Here is a 16,056-nt window from a genome sequence, read left to right as displayed (position 1 = left end):
CCGTCAACTGATGTTGATGCGGAAGAGCTTGTCCGATCCGTCCGGCTGGTTCCCGTTGTTGTCGCAGTTGGTGGTCGACAGCCACAGCTGGTCGGCGCCCGGTACCTTGGTCACGGTCCGCAGACGGCCGTACGTACCCACGTAGTACGCGGTCGGTGTGCCGACGCTCTCGTCGTCCCCGTTGATCGGGATGCGCCACAGCCGCTCTCCGCGCAGGGACGCCATGTAGACGACGTTGCGGACGATGGCGATACCGCTGGGCGAGGCCTCGGAGACGTTCCAGGTGGCCTTGGGGTTGGTCATCCCGGCGGTGCTGCAGGTGCCCTCGCAGATCGGCCAGCCGTAGTTGGCGCCCGGCTTGATGAGGTTGAGTTCGTCCTTGGAGCTGTTGCCGAACTCCGCTTCCCACAGCCGGCCGTTGCGGTCGAAGGCGAGGCCCTGCGGGTTGCGGTGGCCGAGGCTGTAGACGTAGTTGCCGAAGGGGTTGCCGGGGGCCGGCTTCCCGTCCGTCGTCATGCGCAGGATCTTGCCGTTGAGGGAGTTCTTGTCCTGTGCCAGGTCGGGCGTCTGGGCCTCGCCGGTGGAGACGTAGAGGTAGCCGTCGGGGCCGAAGACGAGGCGGCCGCCGTTGTGGTAGCGGTTCTTCTTGATGCCCTGGAGCAGGATCTTGTAGTCGCCGAGCGAGGTGCCGTCGTAGGTCATGCGGACGACACGGTTTCCCTCGTCGGCGGTGTGCATGAAGTACACGTAGTGGTTGGTCGCCCACTTCGGATCGACGGCGACGCCGAGCAGCCCGCCCTCGCCGTTGGTGGTGACGGCGTTCGGGACCGTGCCGACCTGGGTCCTCGTGCCGTCCTTGGTGACCTTCCAGACGCGGAAGTCGTCCCGCTCGGTGACCAGTGCGCTCTGCCCGTCGGGCATCCAGTAGGTGCCCCAGGGGATCGTCCACCCCGTCGACAGCGTGGAGACGGAGCTGGGCACGCCACCGTCGGTCGCGCACGCCTTGGTCGTGAAGGTGACGGTGTTGCTCGGCTGGGAGGTGTTGCCCGCCGCGTCTCGTGCGACGACGTTCAGCGCGTACGGGCTGTTGCAGGCGAGCCCGGTGAGCGTGGTCGACGTACCGTTCGTGACCGTCTTGTAGACCGTGGTGTCGCTGCGCACGTCGTAGGCGACGACCGCCTTGTCGTCGGTCGAGGCGCCCCAGGTGAGTCGGGCGCTGTTCGCGGTGACGTCGGAGGCGGAGAGCGTGCCCGGTTTCGTCGGCGGGGTGGTGTCGGAGCTGGGTTCGGTGGTGCAGTCGACGACCGGGCTCGCGGGGGAGGTGTTGCCTGCCGCGTCGCGGGCGATGACGGTGAGGTTGTAGGTGGTGTCCGGGCTGAGTGCGGTGAGGACCTTGCTGGTCGAGCTGCCCGGTGCCTCACTGATCTTGTTGCCGTGTTCGTAGATGTCGTACGCGGTGACGCCCACGTTGTCGGTGGAGGCGCCCCACGACAGCGTGAGGCCGTCCTCGCCGATGTCCGAGCAGGCGGGTTGGCCGGGACGGGTCGGGGCCTGGGCGTCGGGCGCCGTGCCGATGGTGATGCGGTCGAGGTTGGGGCCGCCGCCGGTCGTGGTCGCGGTGGCACGGATCTTGTGGGTGGCCGCGGTCAGCGGGACGTCGACGGTCCTGGTGGCCCAGGTGTTCCAGTCGGCGGTGGCCGGGAAGGACACGGCGGAGGCGACCACCGTGCCGTCCACGGAGAGGTCCATCGGACGGTCGGTTGCGGTCCCGTTGGCGTAGCGCAGGGTGAGTGCTGCGGTGCCCGCGGAGGCCGCGCTCACCGTGAACTCCACCCAGGAGCCCTTGACGTTGGTGTAGTCGACGAAGCCGGTGCCCGTGTATCCGGTGTGGTTGGTGGCCACCGTGCCCTGCGAGATGGCCGCGTCCTCGGCCTGGTAGTCGGTTCCGGCGAGCGCGCTGTCCCGGCTCAGGCGCGGGAGGGGCGCCGCCGGTGTGGCGTACGAGGTGCCGATCCACGCCTCGTCGATCCGCAGCCGCCGGTAGCGGGTGGTGTCGGTGGAGGCGGCCCAGGTGGTGTCCGCCTCCAGGCGTACGTAGCGGGCGTCGGCCGCAGCGAGGTCGATGCCCTGTACTCCGCGGCGGCTTGGGAGCTGCCCGGTCTTGACCGCGCTCCCCCAGGACGTGCCGTCGTTGCTCAGGAACACCTTGTAGTCCTTGATCCGCGCCGACTGCTCGGTGTCCGAGCGGGCGTAGGCGACGGAGTCCTCGCGCTGGTTGAGCCCGATGTACTGGACCCTCCTGGCCGAACCGAGGTCGAAGGTGAGACTGACCGGCAGGGTTTTGTCGTTGTCCCAGTAGGTGAGGTGGCTGCCGTCGCCTGCGGCCGATCCCGCATGTCCGCTCGCGGAGGCGCTCGAGGTCACCTTGACCCCGGTGAGGATGCCCTGACGACCGGCGGTGGTGACCTTGAAGACGGTGTCGTACGGGTCCCAGCCGCCGAGACCGCTCAGCGTCAGCACGCCGCCCGACTGCGACCACGAAACCGCCTTTCCGGTACGGAGGTTGGTGACGGAGGCGATGCGGTAGCCGTTGTCGCGGATGCGCAGGGTGCCGGTGCCGGGCGGCGTCAGGACATGGACGTACTGCAGGTTCGGGTCGCTCTTGCTGATCGTCGTGACGCCGTGCGCGCCGTCGTTCCAGAAGCCGGGCCCCAGGCCGCCGTACATGTAGCCGCCGCCCTCGGTGCCGTGCAGGGACTCCCAGATGGGGGCGAGGTAGGAGTCGGCGAAGGTGTTGAAGGCGGCCTGGTTGGCCGGGAACCTGCCGTTGACCTGGGCGGTCTCGGCCATCAGGGCCTTCACCGAGGAGCCCGCGTTGGTGATCAGCCGGCCGAGGGTGAGCTTCTTGTCGACGGTCGGGTCGGTGCCGTCGTACCACCAGGCGCCGGTCGAGGGCAGCTTGAAGTCGGCCTCGGTCAGGCGGGGTTGGGCGGTGTAGATCGCCTGCGGGTAGTCATAGGCGGGTGTCATCCCCGTCTTCTGCTCATTGCTGATCATGTCCATGATCGGCGTGTCTTCGTTGTTGTTGCTGAGCGTGTAGTTCGGGCGCTTGTCGTAGATCTGCTGGTAGAGGTGGTGGCTCTCCCAGTAGGAGTTGTCGTTGTCGATCCAGAAGCCGCCGAGCTCGGGGTAGCGGTCCATGACCTCGAAGAAGTTGTCGTAGCTGAACTGCCCGAAGCCGTCGCGGGTGGTCAGGTCGACGTTCTTGCCCTTGTAGGCGGAGTAGGCGGCCGAGTCGAGCCACTCGTGGCCGCCCTCGTCGTGCCACTTCGGGTCGTCGGTCATATAGAGGATGACCTTCATGCCCTTGGCCTTGGCGGCGGTGATCAGCTCACCGAGGAAGTCCCGCCGGGTGGAGCAGGATCCCGGGATCTTCGACGGCCAGGGGCGGGCGTAGCCGAGGCGGCTGTGGAAGGTGGCGAGGACGAGGTACTGGGTGTGCAGCTTCTGCGCCTCGTTCACCCAGTACTGCGGTGTCCAGCCGCCGCTCGTGACGTCGTTCTCCCAGGCGGTGCAGCTGGTGTGGGCGGGCGCGGTGCGCAGGCCCCAGTGCAGGAAGAGGCCGCCGACGGAGTTGCGGAGGAAGTCCTGACGGGGGTTCTCCAGGTCGCGGGGCCGTACGGCGTTCGCGCAGTTCTCGGTGGATCCACTGCTCGACACCCGCAGCGTCACGCCGCTCAGGCAGTACCCGTCGACGTCCTGGAAGCCCAGGTCGTACGGCGAGGCGGAGCCGCGCCCGGCGGTGAAGCCGGTGAAGCGGATGTCGCTCGCCGCGTTGGCGATGACCGCGGGGCGGCCGTCGTCCGCCGCGAACTCGACCGAGCTGTCGGCGAACTGGACGTGGTCGGCGTTGTGCAGGTACCAGCCGTAGGCCGGCCGGGTGCCGATGGCCTTCGGGTTGTAGTCGCCCGGGTCGTTGCTCGGCACCGAGGCGGACATGGGGGCGTGGCCGCCGGGCACGGTGATGTGGACATTGTGGAAGGTGACGCCGTTGATCCGGTGGCCGGTCTCGCCCCACAGGGTCGGGCTGAAGGACGGGCTGTTGCCGGTGGCCGTGATGTTGTCGTAGGTGATGTCGCTGATCGATCCGACGCCGGGACGGTTGCCGCAGCGCTTCCGGGTGCCGATCTTCTGCATGATCGGCGAGTGGACGTCCGTCATCGTGATGTCGCGGTAGTGGACGTCGGAGATCTTCGCGCCGTCCATCGACACCATCCCGAGGCCGGACTTGTCCGCGCCGTCGATGCGGATGTTCTCGAACTGGTAGTCCGAGAAGTCTCCGCAGGTCTCGGAGCCGAACATCAGGGCGTTGCAGCACCGGGCGCCGAGCGTCGAATCACTCACCCGCACATGGCCGTTGGGCAGCTTGGCGCCGAGGGCGTCGCTCTTGAAGACCAGGGCGTCGTCGTTGGCGTGGATGGTCGCGTTGGTGATCGTGGCGTCGGTCGTCGAGATGACGTTCCAGCCGTCGCGGTCGCTCGCGGTGTCGATGGTGAGGTGGTTGGACGTCACGTTCTTGCAGCCGTTGACGAGGGCCGCGAAGTGGCCGCCACGGCGCAGGGTGAGCCCGTCGCCGATCCTGAGCCCGTCACACCGCGTCAGCGAGATGATCTTGTCGGCCTCGCCGGACTTCGGGTTGCCGGTGATCAGGTTGCCCATGCCGTCGATGACGCCCTGCCCGACGAAGCCGATGTCGGTCAGCCGGTCGCCGTAGATCATCGCGTCGTGGAAGTGGCTGTGCCCGTAGTCCTGGTAGGCGTCGTACGGGTTGGCCTCGGCCTTGTCGTAGGTGTCGGCACCGGAGCCCTGGATCGTGGCGCCCTTGTCGAGCTGGAGCGTCACATGGCTCTTCATGTGGATGGTGTTCTGGGACTTGTAGGCGCCGGCGGGAAAGCGGACGATGCCGCCACCGGAGGCCGAACCGGCCGCCGTGATCGCCCTGTTGATGGCCGGCGTGTCGTTGGCGGAGCCGTCGGCCTTGGCTCCGTAGTCACGGACGTCGTAGACGGCGGCGGTGTGCGGGGTGGGGTGCGGGGCCGCGAGCGCGGCGGGGTGGGCGAGTCCGAGGACGACGGCGATGACGAACAACACGATCGCCGCCGCCCCCGTCCGCTGTGCGGTGGGCGGTCTCATATGGCGGTTCCTCAGACGAGTTGGTAGCCGCGGAGGTTGGTGAGCAGCAGGTAGGTGTCCTGCAGGGACCCGGAGGTGTCGCCGAGGGAGCGGTAGATGCCCCACTTCGGGCGCACCCGGTCGGCCAGGAAGGTGTCGACGCCGGTCTTCGACGCGTCCACGACGGTGGAGCCGCCGGACTTGAGGATCCAGCGGACCGAGCCCGCCGAGCCGCTGCCGACCTTGATCTGGAAGTCGACGTCGGTCCACTTGTCGTGCAGCGGGTCGAGGTCGGTGCGGCCGACGAGGATGTCGTCGACGGCCAGCTTCAGCTCGATGGTCTGCCTGCCGTTCACGCGGCGCAGGGACTGCACCACGATCGGCGAGGTGCCGTTGCCCGGCTGCTTCATCTGCATGATGTGCGTGAAGGTGGTCGTGGCCTTCAGCGAGCTGGGGATGTACATCGAGTACGTGACCCGCCAGGTCTGGCCCTCGGTCCACTTGAGGTAGTTGCCGCCGCTGCCGTTGCGCAGGCCGGTGACCTCCTGGCGCTGGCGGTCCGTCGAGGTGTCGCGGTCGACGGTGTGCATGTTGAAGCGCCAGTTGTCGCCGGTGGCGAAGATGTGCGGATGACCGGCAGGGTGCGAGTGTGCGCGGTCGTCCTCGACCGTCTCGAAGGCACCGAGGCCGTCGCCGCCCGCGGACGGCGCCCACTTCTGCTGCCAGGAGGCGGCGTGGGCGGTGCCGGCCGGCAGGCCGACCGCCGTGGCCGCGCCACCGAGAGCGGCGCCCAGCAGCACCCTTCTGGATGTGCTCATGACACTAATCACCTCGCAGTTGCTCGTTCATGATCAGGAAGGCGCCCAGGCCGTGGAAGTCGTTGGTGGCCCGGGTGCGGGCGATGTAGTACGCGTAGTCACCGACGTTCGTGCCGACGGAGATGTCGGAGAGGTCGGTACGGCCGTCCGGTCCGGTGGAGAGCTCGGCGAGCACGCCCCGGTAGCCCCGGTGGGCCACCTCCGCGTAGTGCGGATCGAGGTAGTGCTGCTGAACGCCGCGGGACAGGGCGTAGGTGAACATGCTGGAGCAGGACGTCTCCGTCCAGTTGCCGCTCCGGCCGCCCTTGTCGATCACCTGGAACCAGCGGCCGGTCGCCCGGTCCTGGTACTTCTCCAGACCGGCCGCCAACTTCCGTAAGGCGGAGAGGAGTTGGGCCCGGCGCGGATGGTTCGCGGGCAGCGCGTCCAGCACATTGACGATCGCCATGGAGTACCAGCCGACCGCTCGGCACCAGTGCTCGGGAGCGAGCCCGGTCTGCGGGTCGGCCCAGCTCGCGCTCTTCGACTCGTCGTAGGCGTGTCTGAGCAGACCGTTCGCCACCTGCAGATGGCTGCCGTAGACGTACAGTTGCCCGGCCGCTTCGTCGTCGGTGTAGGCGCTGTCGCCGAACTCCTTGCCGTACTCGACGAGGAACGGGTTCACCATGTAGGCGCCGTCCGACCAGAGCTGGTGGGCGCGGGCGGCTGAGTCCGCATGCCAGAAGCCGCCGTCGGCGGTGCGCGGGTAGGTGCTCAGGCGGTCGACGATCTTCCTGGCCGCCTTGCGGTAGCGGTCCTGGCCGGTCTCGTGGTGCAGGATCACCAGCAGCCGCCCTGCCTGCATGCTGTCCAGGCTGTTGAAGGACTGGGCGATGGAGCCGTCGCTCTTCACGAAACGGTCGACGTAGTCCTTGATGTAGGCCAGATAGCGGGCGTCGTGGGTGCGCGTGTACGTGAGGTACTGGCCGTAGAGGTAGAGGCCGACCGGGTAGGACCAGCCGCCGATGGTGCTCGGGGTGTAGCGGGCCATGGTGGAGTCGACGACGGCCACGGACCAGTCGGGGGCGGCGGCCCTGAGGTGTGCGGGCGCGGGGGCGGCAGGCGGAGCCGGTGTCGCCGCCGGCAGGGTGACGAGGCCGGCGGTGACGAGGGCGAGGGTCGTCAGTGCCGTCCGCAGACGTCTGGGGCTCATGTTCCTCCCTTTCGGTAGGCGTACGCGAGGTCGCCGCGCGGCCCCTCGGCGAGGTCGCGTACGAGGTGGTGGTCGGGGGCGTGCCGGCAGGCGGGGTCGGTGCGGCCGGCGTCGCCGGTGAGGGCGTGGGCCTGGCAGCGGCAGCCGCCGTGGTCGGTGGAGCGCAGGGCGCAGCCGCGGCAGGGCTCGGGCATCCAGGACTGGCCGCGGTAGGCGTTGAAGGCCTTCGACTCCCGCCAGATCCACGCCAGCCGGTGCTCGCGCACGTTCGGCGGGTCGAGGTCCGGCAGGGCGGCCGCGGCAGGGCAGGGCAGGGCCGTGCCGTCCGGGGCGACGGTGAGCGAGACCGCGCCCCAGCCGCCCATGCAGGGTTTCGCGGTGGCGTCCATCCAGTCGGGGGCGACCCACACCAACTCCACCGCGTCTCCGAGGAGTTGGCGCCAGCGGAAGACCGAGGCGCGGGCTTGCTCGACCTGTTCTCGGGTGGGCAGCAGGGCCGCGCGGTTGCGCAGGGCCCAGCCGTGGAACTGCGTGTGGGCGAGTTCGATGCGGTCGGCGCCCCAGGACAGGCCGAGGGCGATCAGGTCGTCGAGGGCGTCGAGATTGGCGCGGTGGAGCACGATGTTGAGGCCGAAGGGGAGACCGGAGGCGCGGATCAACCGGGCGGCCCGCTCCTTGGCCGCGAACGAGCGGGCGCCCGCGATGCGCTCCGAGGCCCCCGGATCGGCGTGCTGCACCGAGAGCTGGACGCTGCGCAGCCCGGCCTCGGCGAGCTGCGCCGTGCGCCGCTCGCTCAGGCCCACCCCGCTGGTGACCAGCTGCGTATAGAGGCCCGCGGTGTCGGCGGCCGCGACGATACGGGGCAGATCGCGTCGGAGCAGGGGCTCACCGCCGGACAGGTGTGTCTGCACGACGCCGAGGTCGGTGGCCTGGCGGAACACGTCGGACCACTGCCCGGCGTCCAGCTCGCTTGACCGACCGATCAGTTCGACGGGGTTGGAGCAGTACCCGCAGCGCAGCGGACAGCCGTGGGTGAGTTCGGCGAGCAGCGCCCAGGGGGCGTCCACGGTCATACGAGCCAGCCCTCCTTTCGCAGCGCGGCGAGGAAGCCGGGGACTTCGGTGGCGACCGGCGCGGTCGGGTACCGTTCGCCGAGTTCGGCGACGATCTCCTCCACCGCGCGCTTGCCGTCACAAAGGCGCAGGACGGGGGCCGCGCTGCCGCGCAGTACGACCACCCGCTCGGGGAGCAGCAGCAGATCGGTCTCCCGCACGCGGTCGTGGTGCAGGACGACACCGCGGGAGAGTGCCGGACGCCAGGTCATGGGCCGCCTCCGGCCACCGCGTCCAGCAGCGACCACAGCACCTCGCACTTGAACTCCAGGGCGGCCAGCGCGCGTTGCTGCTGCTCGCGGGTGCGGGCCAGATCGAGGACCAGGGCGAGGGCCTCGGCTCCGTCGCGGCCGCCCTGGTCGATGCGGGTGCGGAAGTAGGCGAGGCCGTCGGGGTCGATCCAGGGGTAGTGCCGCTCGAAGGCGGCGATGCGGGTGCGCATGAGGTCGGGTGCGGCGAGTTCCGTGAGGGAGGCGGCGACCGCGTCCAGGGCCGGGCGCAGGCGGCAGAAGTTGACGTATCCGTCGACCGCGAGGCGAACGCCGGGCAGTACCCGGGAGCCGTCCCACAGTTCGTCACGGTGCAGGCCGGCCGCCTCGCCGAGGCGCAGCCAGCGTTCGATCCCGCCCTCCCCGTCGGCGGTGCCGTCGTGGTCCTGGATGCGGCGCAGCCAGGCCCTGCGCGGCTCCGGCCGGTCCAGCCCGGCGAGGATCAGGGCGTCCTTGACGGGGATGTGGCGCTGGTAGTGGAAGCGGTTGACGATCCAGCGGCGCAGCTCGGCGGGGCTCAGTTCACCGCGGTGCATCCGCAGGTTGAAGGGGTGGCGGTCGTGGTAGCGCTCCGCGGCGACGGCGCGCAGCCGCTCGGTGAACTCGGCGGTTCCCCAGGCGGTGGCGCCGTCGGCACGGACGGTTGTGGCGGTCACGGTGCGGTCGCCGTACGGCCGGTCAGCGGTCGGCGAGAGCGTAGGCGGTCACTTCGAGAGCGGTCTCCACCACCGCATAACCCGGGCTTTGCCAGACGTTTTCATCCGATGTCTCCCGCTTTTCCGGGAGCGGCTGTTCCGTTCGGAGGGCATAGGGACGCGTCTCGTTCATGTGGCCGTACCTGCTTTCCTGAGGGGTGGGGGGTTGGGGAGGCCCAGACAGGCGAGAGGTGTTCACATGCATGCACCGAGTTCATGAACTCGTTCGGTGGCGCGATCCAGAGTTGCGGGAGGAAGGGCCCCCGTCAATGGTCCGGACCGAAGACGTCGGATGCTTTTCCGGACAATCCCCGGAACCGTCAACTGACTCATCAGTCAGTTCGGATGGATTATGCCGTCAGGAATGCATGACCGCCCGTGATCGTTGACGATGGGAGTACCACCTGACGACAACCGTAAGGATCAAGAGCTCGTGAGCAGCAAGGTCCCCCCGATCATCCTCAACAACGGCGTCGAGATGCCCCAGCTGGGCTTCGGTGTCTGGCAGGTGCCGGACGACGAGGCGGAGCGGGCCGTCGCCACCGCGCTGGAGGCCGGGTACCGCAGCATCGACACAGCGGCGATCTACGGCAACGAAGAGGGCACCGGCAAGGCGATCGCCGCCTCCGGTGTCCCCCGCGATGACATCTTCCTCACCACCAAGCTCTGGAACAGCGACCACGGCTACGACGCCACGCTGCGCGCCTTCGACGCGTCGCTCGACAAGCTCGACGTGGACTACGTCGACCTGTACCTGATCCACTGGCCGACCCCGGCCCGGGACAACTACGTCGACACGTACAAGGCGTTCGAGAAGCTGCACGCCGACGGCCGCATCCGGGCGATCGGCGTCTCCAACTTCGAGCCCGAGCACCTTGAGCGACTGATCGCCGAGACGTCGGTCATCCCGGCGGTCGACCAGATCGAGCTGCACCCGCACCTGCAGCAGCACGCCGCCCGCGAGTACCACGCGGAGCAGGGCATCGCCACCGAGGCCTGGTCGCCGCTCGGCCAGGGCAAGGGCCTGCTGGAGGTCCCGGCGATCGTCGCCATCGCCCAGAAGCACGGCCGCACCCCGGCCCAGATCGTGCTGCGCTGGCACCTGCAGCTCGGCAACATCGTGATCCCCAAGTCCGTGACCCCGTCCCGGATCAAGGAGAACATCGAGGTCTTCGACTTCAGCCTGGACACCGAGGACCTCGCGGCGATCAGCGCGCTCAACGAGGACCGTCGCCTGGGACCGGACCCGTCGACGTTCAACATGGCCTGACGGCTGCCGCGGTGCACAGGTCGGCCCCCGCCGTGCGGCGGGGGCCGACCTGTGCCCGGAGCCGGCGTTGCGGCCGACTCCCCCACGGACAACGTCAGTTGGTGCGCACCTCCGTGTAGACGACCTCGAACTCCTCCAGTCCGATCACGGTCACATGCGCCTTGGCCGCGCCCTCGTGCCGGGCCGACGCCTGGGCCCCGCGGGACGCGCCGAGAGCCTGGCGGTCCGTGAACAGCGCGCCGACCAGCCCGCGTCCGCGCTCCCGGTCGACCAGCAGGGAGGTCCTGGCCAGCCCGGACAGACTGTCGAGCCGGGGGACCACGGAAGCGCGGAAGGTCTCGGCGAGCAGATCCGCGTCCATCGGGTCGAACTCCAGCCTGGTGAGCCGCAGCCCGCCGCCCGCCTCCGGCTGCCGCACCTGATGGACGACCACCGCCTCGTAGTTCTCCACCGCGGTCGTCGCCGCGAACGGCTCCAGCAGCCCGCCGCGCCGTTCACGCATGACCTGGTCGCTGTTGTGCCGGGCCTCCTCCGACTGCCACCAGCTCGCCGTGAGCAGCTTGCCCAGCTCCCGGTCCACGAAGATGCCGGCCCCGCGATAGCCCGGACGCTCCTCCAGCAGATCCCGCCCCTGCGAGTTCAAGGCCCTGATGGCCGTGTCCACCTTCGCGGGATCCCCGGTCGCATACACCGTGCGAACGAACATGACGCCTCGCCTCCCGGAAGTCGGGCGCATATCTGGATATTGCGTCCATCCAGTCTTCTCCTCCGGGCAAACCGCTGCAATCAGGGCCGGACACAGCGGCGGAGCACGGCAGTCCAGCCCAAAGGGTTGACGGGGACACGCAAAGAGGGCCACCTTGTACGGCACCCAAGTAAGGAAACTTTCCTAACAGAAGGGTCCCCCACAGTGCGCCTACGAACACTGACCCTCGCCGCGGCCTCCGGGGCCGCGTTGCTCGCCGCCGGAGTGCTCCCCGCGAACGCCTCCGGTACGGCACGACCGGCGTCCACCCGGGAGGGCTCGGTCAGCGCGGCCGACCTGCTCGCCAAGGTGACGTCGTGTCAGCAGATCTCCCACGGCAAGTACAAGACGGACGACGAGACTTCGGCCACGATCCCCGTCTGCGGCAAGAACGGTGCGGTCTTCTGGAAGGCCGACATGGACATCGACTGCGACGGACAACGCACGTCGAAGTGCAACGAGAACACCGACCCCTGGTACCAGGACGACACGGCGTTCCACCAGTCCAACGGCAAGCCGCTCAGGGCAGATTCACTGCCGTACGTGGTCGTGCCCAGCTCCAGCAGTATCTGGAACTACTCCAGCTCCGGCATCAAGGGCGGCGGCGTGGTCGCCGTGATCTACAACAACAAGGTCGAGTACGCAGTCGTCGGCGACACCGGCCCCACAAAGATCATCGGTGAGGCCTCGTACGCCACCGCCCAGGCCCTCGGCATAGACAGCAACCCCGAGACCGGCGGCGCCGACTCCGGCGTGACCTACATCCTCTTCAAGAACTCACAGGTGTCCCCCATCGAGAGCCACAGCGCGGCGGTCTCGCTGGGGGATCAGCTGGCGAAGAAGTTCCTGCAGAACAACTGAGTGGCAAATACTGGGGTCCCGTACCCTGCAACAACTGCAGCCGAGACGGCCTCCACCTGGCACTTCTCCTCGGACCCGCACGTATGTGTGTGCATGTGTTGGCACTCGTAGGCGTGACCGTTTCCCACTTGTTTCCCAGTGGCAGACTGTCCCCAAGGTGACGCACAACAGAGCGCCGGGCCCGGCTCCCCTGGAACGCCCTCGGAGGCGAAGGATGGGAGCCGGGCCCGGCTTCTATTCCCAACGAGTCACCACTCGGCCAATTACGGTCAAGGGTTCACTCGTTCGGGTGGATACCCGGCAGAAGTTGCCGGGCAGGAGAAGCGACCCACCGCACGGCCGTCAAAGGGGGTACACGGCCGTGCGGTGGGCCAATCGGCGCCTCGGGGACCTGAACCCCGCGGTGCCGAAACCTCGCTGTGGAGTTGTCGCAGGCGTCCGCCCCGGCCCTGGATATATCCAGTTCGGGAGGCGGTTCGTACCTTCAGACCTCACGTCATGATCGACGCCAGGGGTCTCGTTGCCACAAGCGCGGTTCCGACAGATCGCCGCCGACATCAGCCGACGCATCGAAGCCGGCGAGTGGTCAGTCGGCGAGGACTTGCCGTCCCGTCGCGCCATGGCCGCCGCATACGGCGTCAATCCGCAGACCATGCGCCTCGCCCACCGGCTACTGCGGAGGCAGGGAGTCCTGGAGGGCGAGGAGCGTAAGAGGGTCTATGTGGCGCATCCTCCTGCTATGCGCACCCTCACGGACGCGGACGCGGAGTGGCCGTATGCCTCCGAGACCACCGACACCCGCCCTCGACCCGCCACGGTGGAGCTTGCGGAGCGGCTTGGCGTCCACGTGGGTGCGGCCCTCCAGCATGAGACGGTGGAGTGCCTGGACCCGGGCGGCAGGTCGGCGATGCTGGTTTCCTCGTGGTGGCGTGGGCAGCGCCAGCCGCACGCCTCGTATGCGGCGGAGCTGGGCTGCGTGGAGCTGCCGGTCGAGCAGGCGCACGCGCTTGGCCTGCTGGTGGACACCCTGGCCTTCCGTGTGGTGCGCACTCGTTTCGACCTTCACGGCCGCCCCCTGGAGACTGCTGATCTGATTTTGCCGATGGATCGTTGGCTGGTTCGGCTCGCGCCCGTGCGTGGGCAGTGAGCGCTTTCGGGTTTGGCGTGTGGGGCGCCGGAGACACGAGTAAACCTGACTTTGGTCCAGTGGGGAAGTGTGCCCGCTGCATATTTCTGTACGTTCCGTGTGTGCCCCGTGCGCTTCTGTAACCGCAGGTAGAGGCATGGCCAAACGTTTCCGCAAGTAACACCCGCGCCGCCCCGCCGGCCGCGCCGCCACGGCCGTCAGCCGGTCTCGGGTCGCGGGCACCGGCAGGTGCAGCGCAGCAGTGGTACTGGTATGCCGCCGGGCACAGGGGCGGGCAGGTCGACGTTGCCGTCGCAGTACTTGTGTTCGCCGAACTGGCAGGGCGGGCAGCGGGTCTCCTCCGAGACCGGGCGGCTCGGCTGTGCGGGGCCGTTCACAGGACGCCTCGCAGCCCGGCGGGGCTTTCGGCGGGGCACACGTAGACGGCTATCGCCCCGCCGGAGGGGGAGAGTTTCTCTCCGATGCGGAGCGGTGCGTGGTCGCGGCTTCCGCAGGGGCAGGCGTCTTGGCCGGTGCTGCCGTCTGGCTCGGGTGCGGGCGGGTCTTTAGGCTCTGCCATGTCGACGGTCTCCTCGTCGGCCACGCCCCCGGGCCGTTGTCGGCGGTCGCGGGGGTCTTTGCTGTGAAGTTGCACGATACCCCTGCGGGATAGGCGGTATAGGTCGTATAGGTCGGCTCGTCTCGCGTGTCTGGCTAGGCCCACCTAGCGTCTGGATCATGAAGTGGGAGCCGGAGATTCCGAGGTGGCGGCAGGTCTACGCCGTGATGACGGAGCGGATCGTCGACGGCACCTACCCGCCCGGCGGCAGGCTCCCGTCCGCGATGGACATCTGCGGCGAGTTCGGCATCAGCCAGGTGACCGCGAAGCGCGTGTTGACGGAGCTGCGGGCGGCAGGACTCGCCTACATGGAGCCCGGCATCGGGACGTTCGCGTCGGAGCTTCCACAGCCGCCTGAGTAAACGCTCTGACAGTGGTCGTCGATAGACTGATCACCATGCCCCCCACGCCCTCACACCCTGGCCTGCCGCGGCCTGTTGACGTGGTGCAGGCGGACATTCGGGCCCTGATGAAGGAGACCGGCGGCTGGCTGTGGGGCCCCACCCGGAAACGGTACGAAGCGCTGCGGGACGAGTGGGTCGCGGCTGAGCGGGCCCGGCTGGTCGAGGCGGCCTAGGCGCCGAAGTCGAACCGCATCTGCAGTTGGCGGGGCTCGGCGGCTCCGGCCAGTACGCGGGCGCGCCAAGTGAGAGCGCCTTCCTTGCAGTTCGCGCACGTCTTCGCGCGGTGTGTGCACTGCGCCAGCCGCTGCTTCTTCTTCCGGTAGCCGAACGACCAGGCCTGCGAGTCCGCAGACGTGAGCTGGTCGCCGTAGATACCGAGCCCGTCCGTCTTCACGCCGAAGCCGTGCAGTCGAAGACCCTGCCCGTGGAAGTAGTCGACGATCTCGGCTATCTCCTGAGTGTCCTGCCGGCGGCATACCGAGCCGAGACCCACCACGGGTTCCGCCGTCAGATCGAATCCGGCTTCCGCGTACAGGCGGGCGCAGTGCTTGTAGTCCTCCAGGGTGTAGCCCTGAAGAACGAGGATGAACGGGACGTCCGGGGCCAGGCGGCGCAGCTCCACCGCGTTGTCGACGGTGAGGCGCTGGTGGATGCGGACTGCGGTGGTCAGGTCCTGCTCCGGATCGCCGGGCTTGAGGCCGCGCAGTTCACGGGTGCCGTGGAAGTGCTGGCCGTGGAAGAAGCCGCCGCGGATGACGACTTCCTCGCACATCAGGTCCTGCGGTGCCGCCCACAGCATCCGTTCCGGCCCGAGCTGGTCGCGGTAGCGGCGTACCTCCGCCACGTACTCCTCGGCGGTCAGGGTCCAGCGGCCGTGCCGCTGGAGCTCGGTGAACCCGCCGGAGTCCAGGCAGAAGTCGTGCAGCGCGCGGGGGAACGCCGTGGCACGCCGGGCCAGCCGGGTGCGGGATACGAAGAACACCACGTCGTTGAACCGCGGGTCCGGGTCCCACAGCCAGTGCGGCTCAGGCGTGCCCAGGTAGAACCTCACGCCGACAACCTGGCGACACGGTCGTTGCGGTAGGCGATGAGCATGTCGATGACGTCGTCGACACGTCCGGCCTCCAGCGAGCGGAACAGGGCGGGCAGGCGGTGCTTCTCGTTCTGCTCCAGCAGGCCGAAGCCCTGGTGGGACTCGAACTCGATGCGCCCGTTGCGGCGGCCGTCGCGCTCCTCGGCACGGGTGCGCATGGCCTTGATGAGCCGGTAGCAGTTCCGGTTGGCGGCGTCGATGCGGCGTTGGTCGCGGACGGACGGAACCTCGGTCGTGCCGTTGCAGCGGTAGCAGGTGTCGGGGCCGCGTCGCGTGTGGTAGATGCCCGTTCCGTTGCAGCGAGGGCAGGGGCGCAGCGGGTCGAGCAGCTCAATCGCGGTGGTCGGCTTGGTGTCCTGTTCGGCAGCTGGCGTCCAGCGGTCCGACTCGCGCTTTCCCTCCGGGTCGGCGTCGGCGACGCAGCAGGCGCAGCGGAACAGCGGGGTGACCTTCACGGGAGTGCCGGCGGGGCTGGAGACAGGACGCCAGGAGGCCGCGTGCTCGTCACAGACCAGGTTCGCCCAGGTGTCCCAGTCGAGGCGGTGGGTGGCCTGCTGAGTGCAGATGCCGCTCTGGCACGTACCGACGGGCTTGCTGGGGTCTTCGACGACCTTGTTTTCCATCTTCGTTCCCCCTGATGGGCGCTTGTTTCTGTACCTACAGAATGCGCCCTCAGGCGA

Annotated in this window: 15 protein-coding genes; 5 read left to right on the top strand and 10 right to left on the bottom strand. The window is 68.7% G+C overall.

Annotation, left to right across the window (positions count from 1 at the left end; translation table 11 throughout):
* Positions 1 to 3: 3 nt before the first annotated feature.
* From ACWCRD_RS03240 to ACWCRD_RS03210, 7 genes are read right to left on the bottom strand one after another with little or no spacing between them, the layout of a single operon-like run.
* Positions 4 to 5,193, bottom strand: a complete 5,190-nt coding sequence (locus ACWCRD_RS03240) for a PQQ-dependent sugar dehydrogenase (RefSeq protein WP_450964237.1) — start codon at positions 5,191 to 5,193, stop codon at positions 4 to 6.
* 11 nt (positions 5,194 to 5,204) lie between these two features.
* Positions 5,205 to 5,990: a heparin lyase I family protein gene (locus ACWCRD_RS03235; RefSeq protein ID WP_450964236.1), complete on the bottom strand. Its 786-nt coding sequence runs from the start codon at positions 5,988 to 5,990 to the stop codon at positions 5,205 to 5,207.
* Positions 5,991 to 5,994: 4 nt separating this feature from the next.
* Positions 5,995 to 7,182 carry a glycoside hydrolase family 88/105 protein gene (locus ACWCRD_RS03230; RefSeq protein WP_450964235.1) on the bottom strand — a complete coding sequence of 396 codons (1,188 nt, stop codon included), beginning with the start codon at positions 7,180 to 7,182 and terminating at the stop codon, positions 5,995 to 5,997.
* Positions 7,179 to 8,255 carry a pyrroloquinoline quinone biosynthesis protein PqqE gene (pqqE, locus tag ACWCRD_RS03225; RefSeq protein WP_450964234.1) on the bottom strand — a complete coding sequence of 359 codons (1,077 nt, stop codon included), beginning with the start codon at positions 8,253 to 8,255 and terminating at the stop codon, positions 7,179 to 7,181. Before pqqE ends, ACWCRD_RS03230 begins: the two co-directional genes overlap by 4 nt.
* Positions 8,252 to 8,506, bottom strand: coding sequence for a pyrroloquinoline quinone biosynthesis peptide chaperone PqqD (pqqD, locus tag ACWCRD_RS03220; protein WP_450964233.1), 255 nt, complete (start codon positions 8,504 to 8,506; stop codon positions 8,252 to 8,254). The genes pqqE and pqqD overlap by 4 nt, the downstream gene beginning before the upstream one ends.
* A complete protein-coding gene (gene pqqC, locus ACWCRD_RS03215) occupies positions 8,503 to 9,219 on the bottom strand; it encodes a pyrroloquinoline-quinone synthase PqqC (RefSeq protein ID WP_450964232.1) in 717 nt (238 codons plus the stop codon). The genes pqqD and pqqC overlap by 4 nt, the downstream gene beginning before the upstream one ends.
* A 22-nt stretch (positions 9,220 to 9,241) precedes the next feature.
* On the bottom strand, positions 9,242 to 9,391 hold the full coding sequence (locus tag ACWCRD_RS03210) for a pyrroloquinoline quinone precursor peptide PqqA (protein WP_450964231.1): 150 nt from the start codon (positions 9,389 to 9,391) through the stop codon (positions 9,242 to 9,244).
* Between the two features lie 300 nt (positions 9,392 to 9,691).
* Between ACWCRD_RS03210 and ACWCRD_RS03205 the strand changes: the two genes are divergently transcribed.
* Positions 9,692 to 10,528, top strand: coding sequence for an aldo/keto reductase (locus ACWCRD_RS03205; protein WP_450964230.1), 837 nt, complete (start codon positions 9,692 to 9,694; stop codon positions 10,526 to 10,528).
* A 94-nt stretch (positions 10,529 to 10,622) separates the two neighbouring features.
* Here the strand turns inward: ACWCRD_RS03205 and ACWCRD_RS03200 are convergent, their stop codons facing one another.
* Positions 10,623 to 11,234 (bottom strand): hypothetical protein, encoded by a 612-nt coding sequence (locus ACWCRD_RS03200; protein ID WP_450964229.1) that lies wholly within the window; start codon positions 11,232 to 11,234, stop codon positions 10,623 to 10,625.
* 204 nt (positions 11,235 to 11,438) lie between these two features.
* On the opposite strand from ACWCRD_RS03200, the gene ACWCRD_RS03195 reads away from it, so the two are divergent.
* The 4 genes from ACWCRD_RS03195 (at position 11,439) to ACWCRD_RS03180 (ending at position 14,456) form a co-directional block, all read left to right on the top strand.
* Positions 11,439 to 12,134 carry a glycoside hydrolase family 75 protein gene (locus tag ACWCRD_RS03195; protein WP_450964228.1) on the top strand — a complete coding sequence of 232 codons (696 nt, stop codon included), beginning with the start codon at positions 11,439 to 11,441 and terminating at the stop codon, positions 12,132 to 12,134.
* Positions 12,135 to 12,654: 520 nt separating this feature from the next.
* Positions 12,655 to 13,281 (top strand): GntR family transcriptional regulator, encoded by a 627-nt coding sequence (locus tag ACWCRD_RS03190; protein WP_450964227.1) that lies wholly within the window; start codon positions 12,655 to 12,657, stop codon positions 13,279 to 13,281.
* A 717-nt stretch (positions 13,282 to 13,998) separates the two neighbouring features.
* Positions 13,999 to 14,241 (top strand): winged helix-turn-helix domain-containing protein, encoded by a 243-nt coding sequence (locus ACWCRD_RS03185; protein WP_450964226.1) that lies wholly within the window; start codon positions 13,999 to 14,001, stop codon positions 14,239 to 14,241.
* 35 nt (positions 14,242 to 14,276) lie between these two features.
* Positions 14,277 to 14,456: a hypothetical protein gene (locus ACWCRD_RS03180; protein WP_450964225.1), complete on the top strand. Its 180-nt coding sequence runs from the start codon at positions 14,277 to 14,279 to the stop codon at positions 14,454 to 14,456.
* Here the strand turns inward: ACWCRD_RS03180 and ACWCRD_RS03175 are convergent.
* Both ACWCRD_RS03175 and ACWCRD_RS03170 read right to left on the bottom strand, forming a co-directional pair.
* The gene (locus ACWCRD_RS03175; RefSeq protein ID WP_450964224.1) at positions 14,453 to 15,334 is read right to left on the bottom strand and encodes a deazapurine DNA modification protein DpdA family protein; all 882 of its coding nucleotides are present in this window, start codon (positions 15,332 to 15,334) and stop codon (positions 14,453 to 14,455) included. The genes ACWCRD_RS03180 and ACWCRD_RS03175 overlap by 4 nt on opposite strands.
* Positions 15,331 to 15,999 carry a hypothetical protein gene (locus ACWCRD_RS03170; protein ID WP_450964223.1) on the bottom strand — a complete coding sequence of 223 codons (669 nt, stop codon included), beginning with the start codon at positions 15,997 to 15,999 and terminating at the stop codon, positions 15,331 to 15,333. Before ACWCRD_RS03170 ends, ACWCRD_RS03175 begins: the two co-directional genes overlap by 4 nt.
* Positions 16,000 to 16,056: the final 57 nt, after the last annotated feature.

The organism is Streptomyces sp. NPDC002092 (genome assembly GCF_053593775.1).
This window is presented reverse-complemented; position numbering and strand designations above follow the sequence as displayed.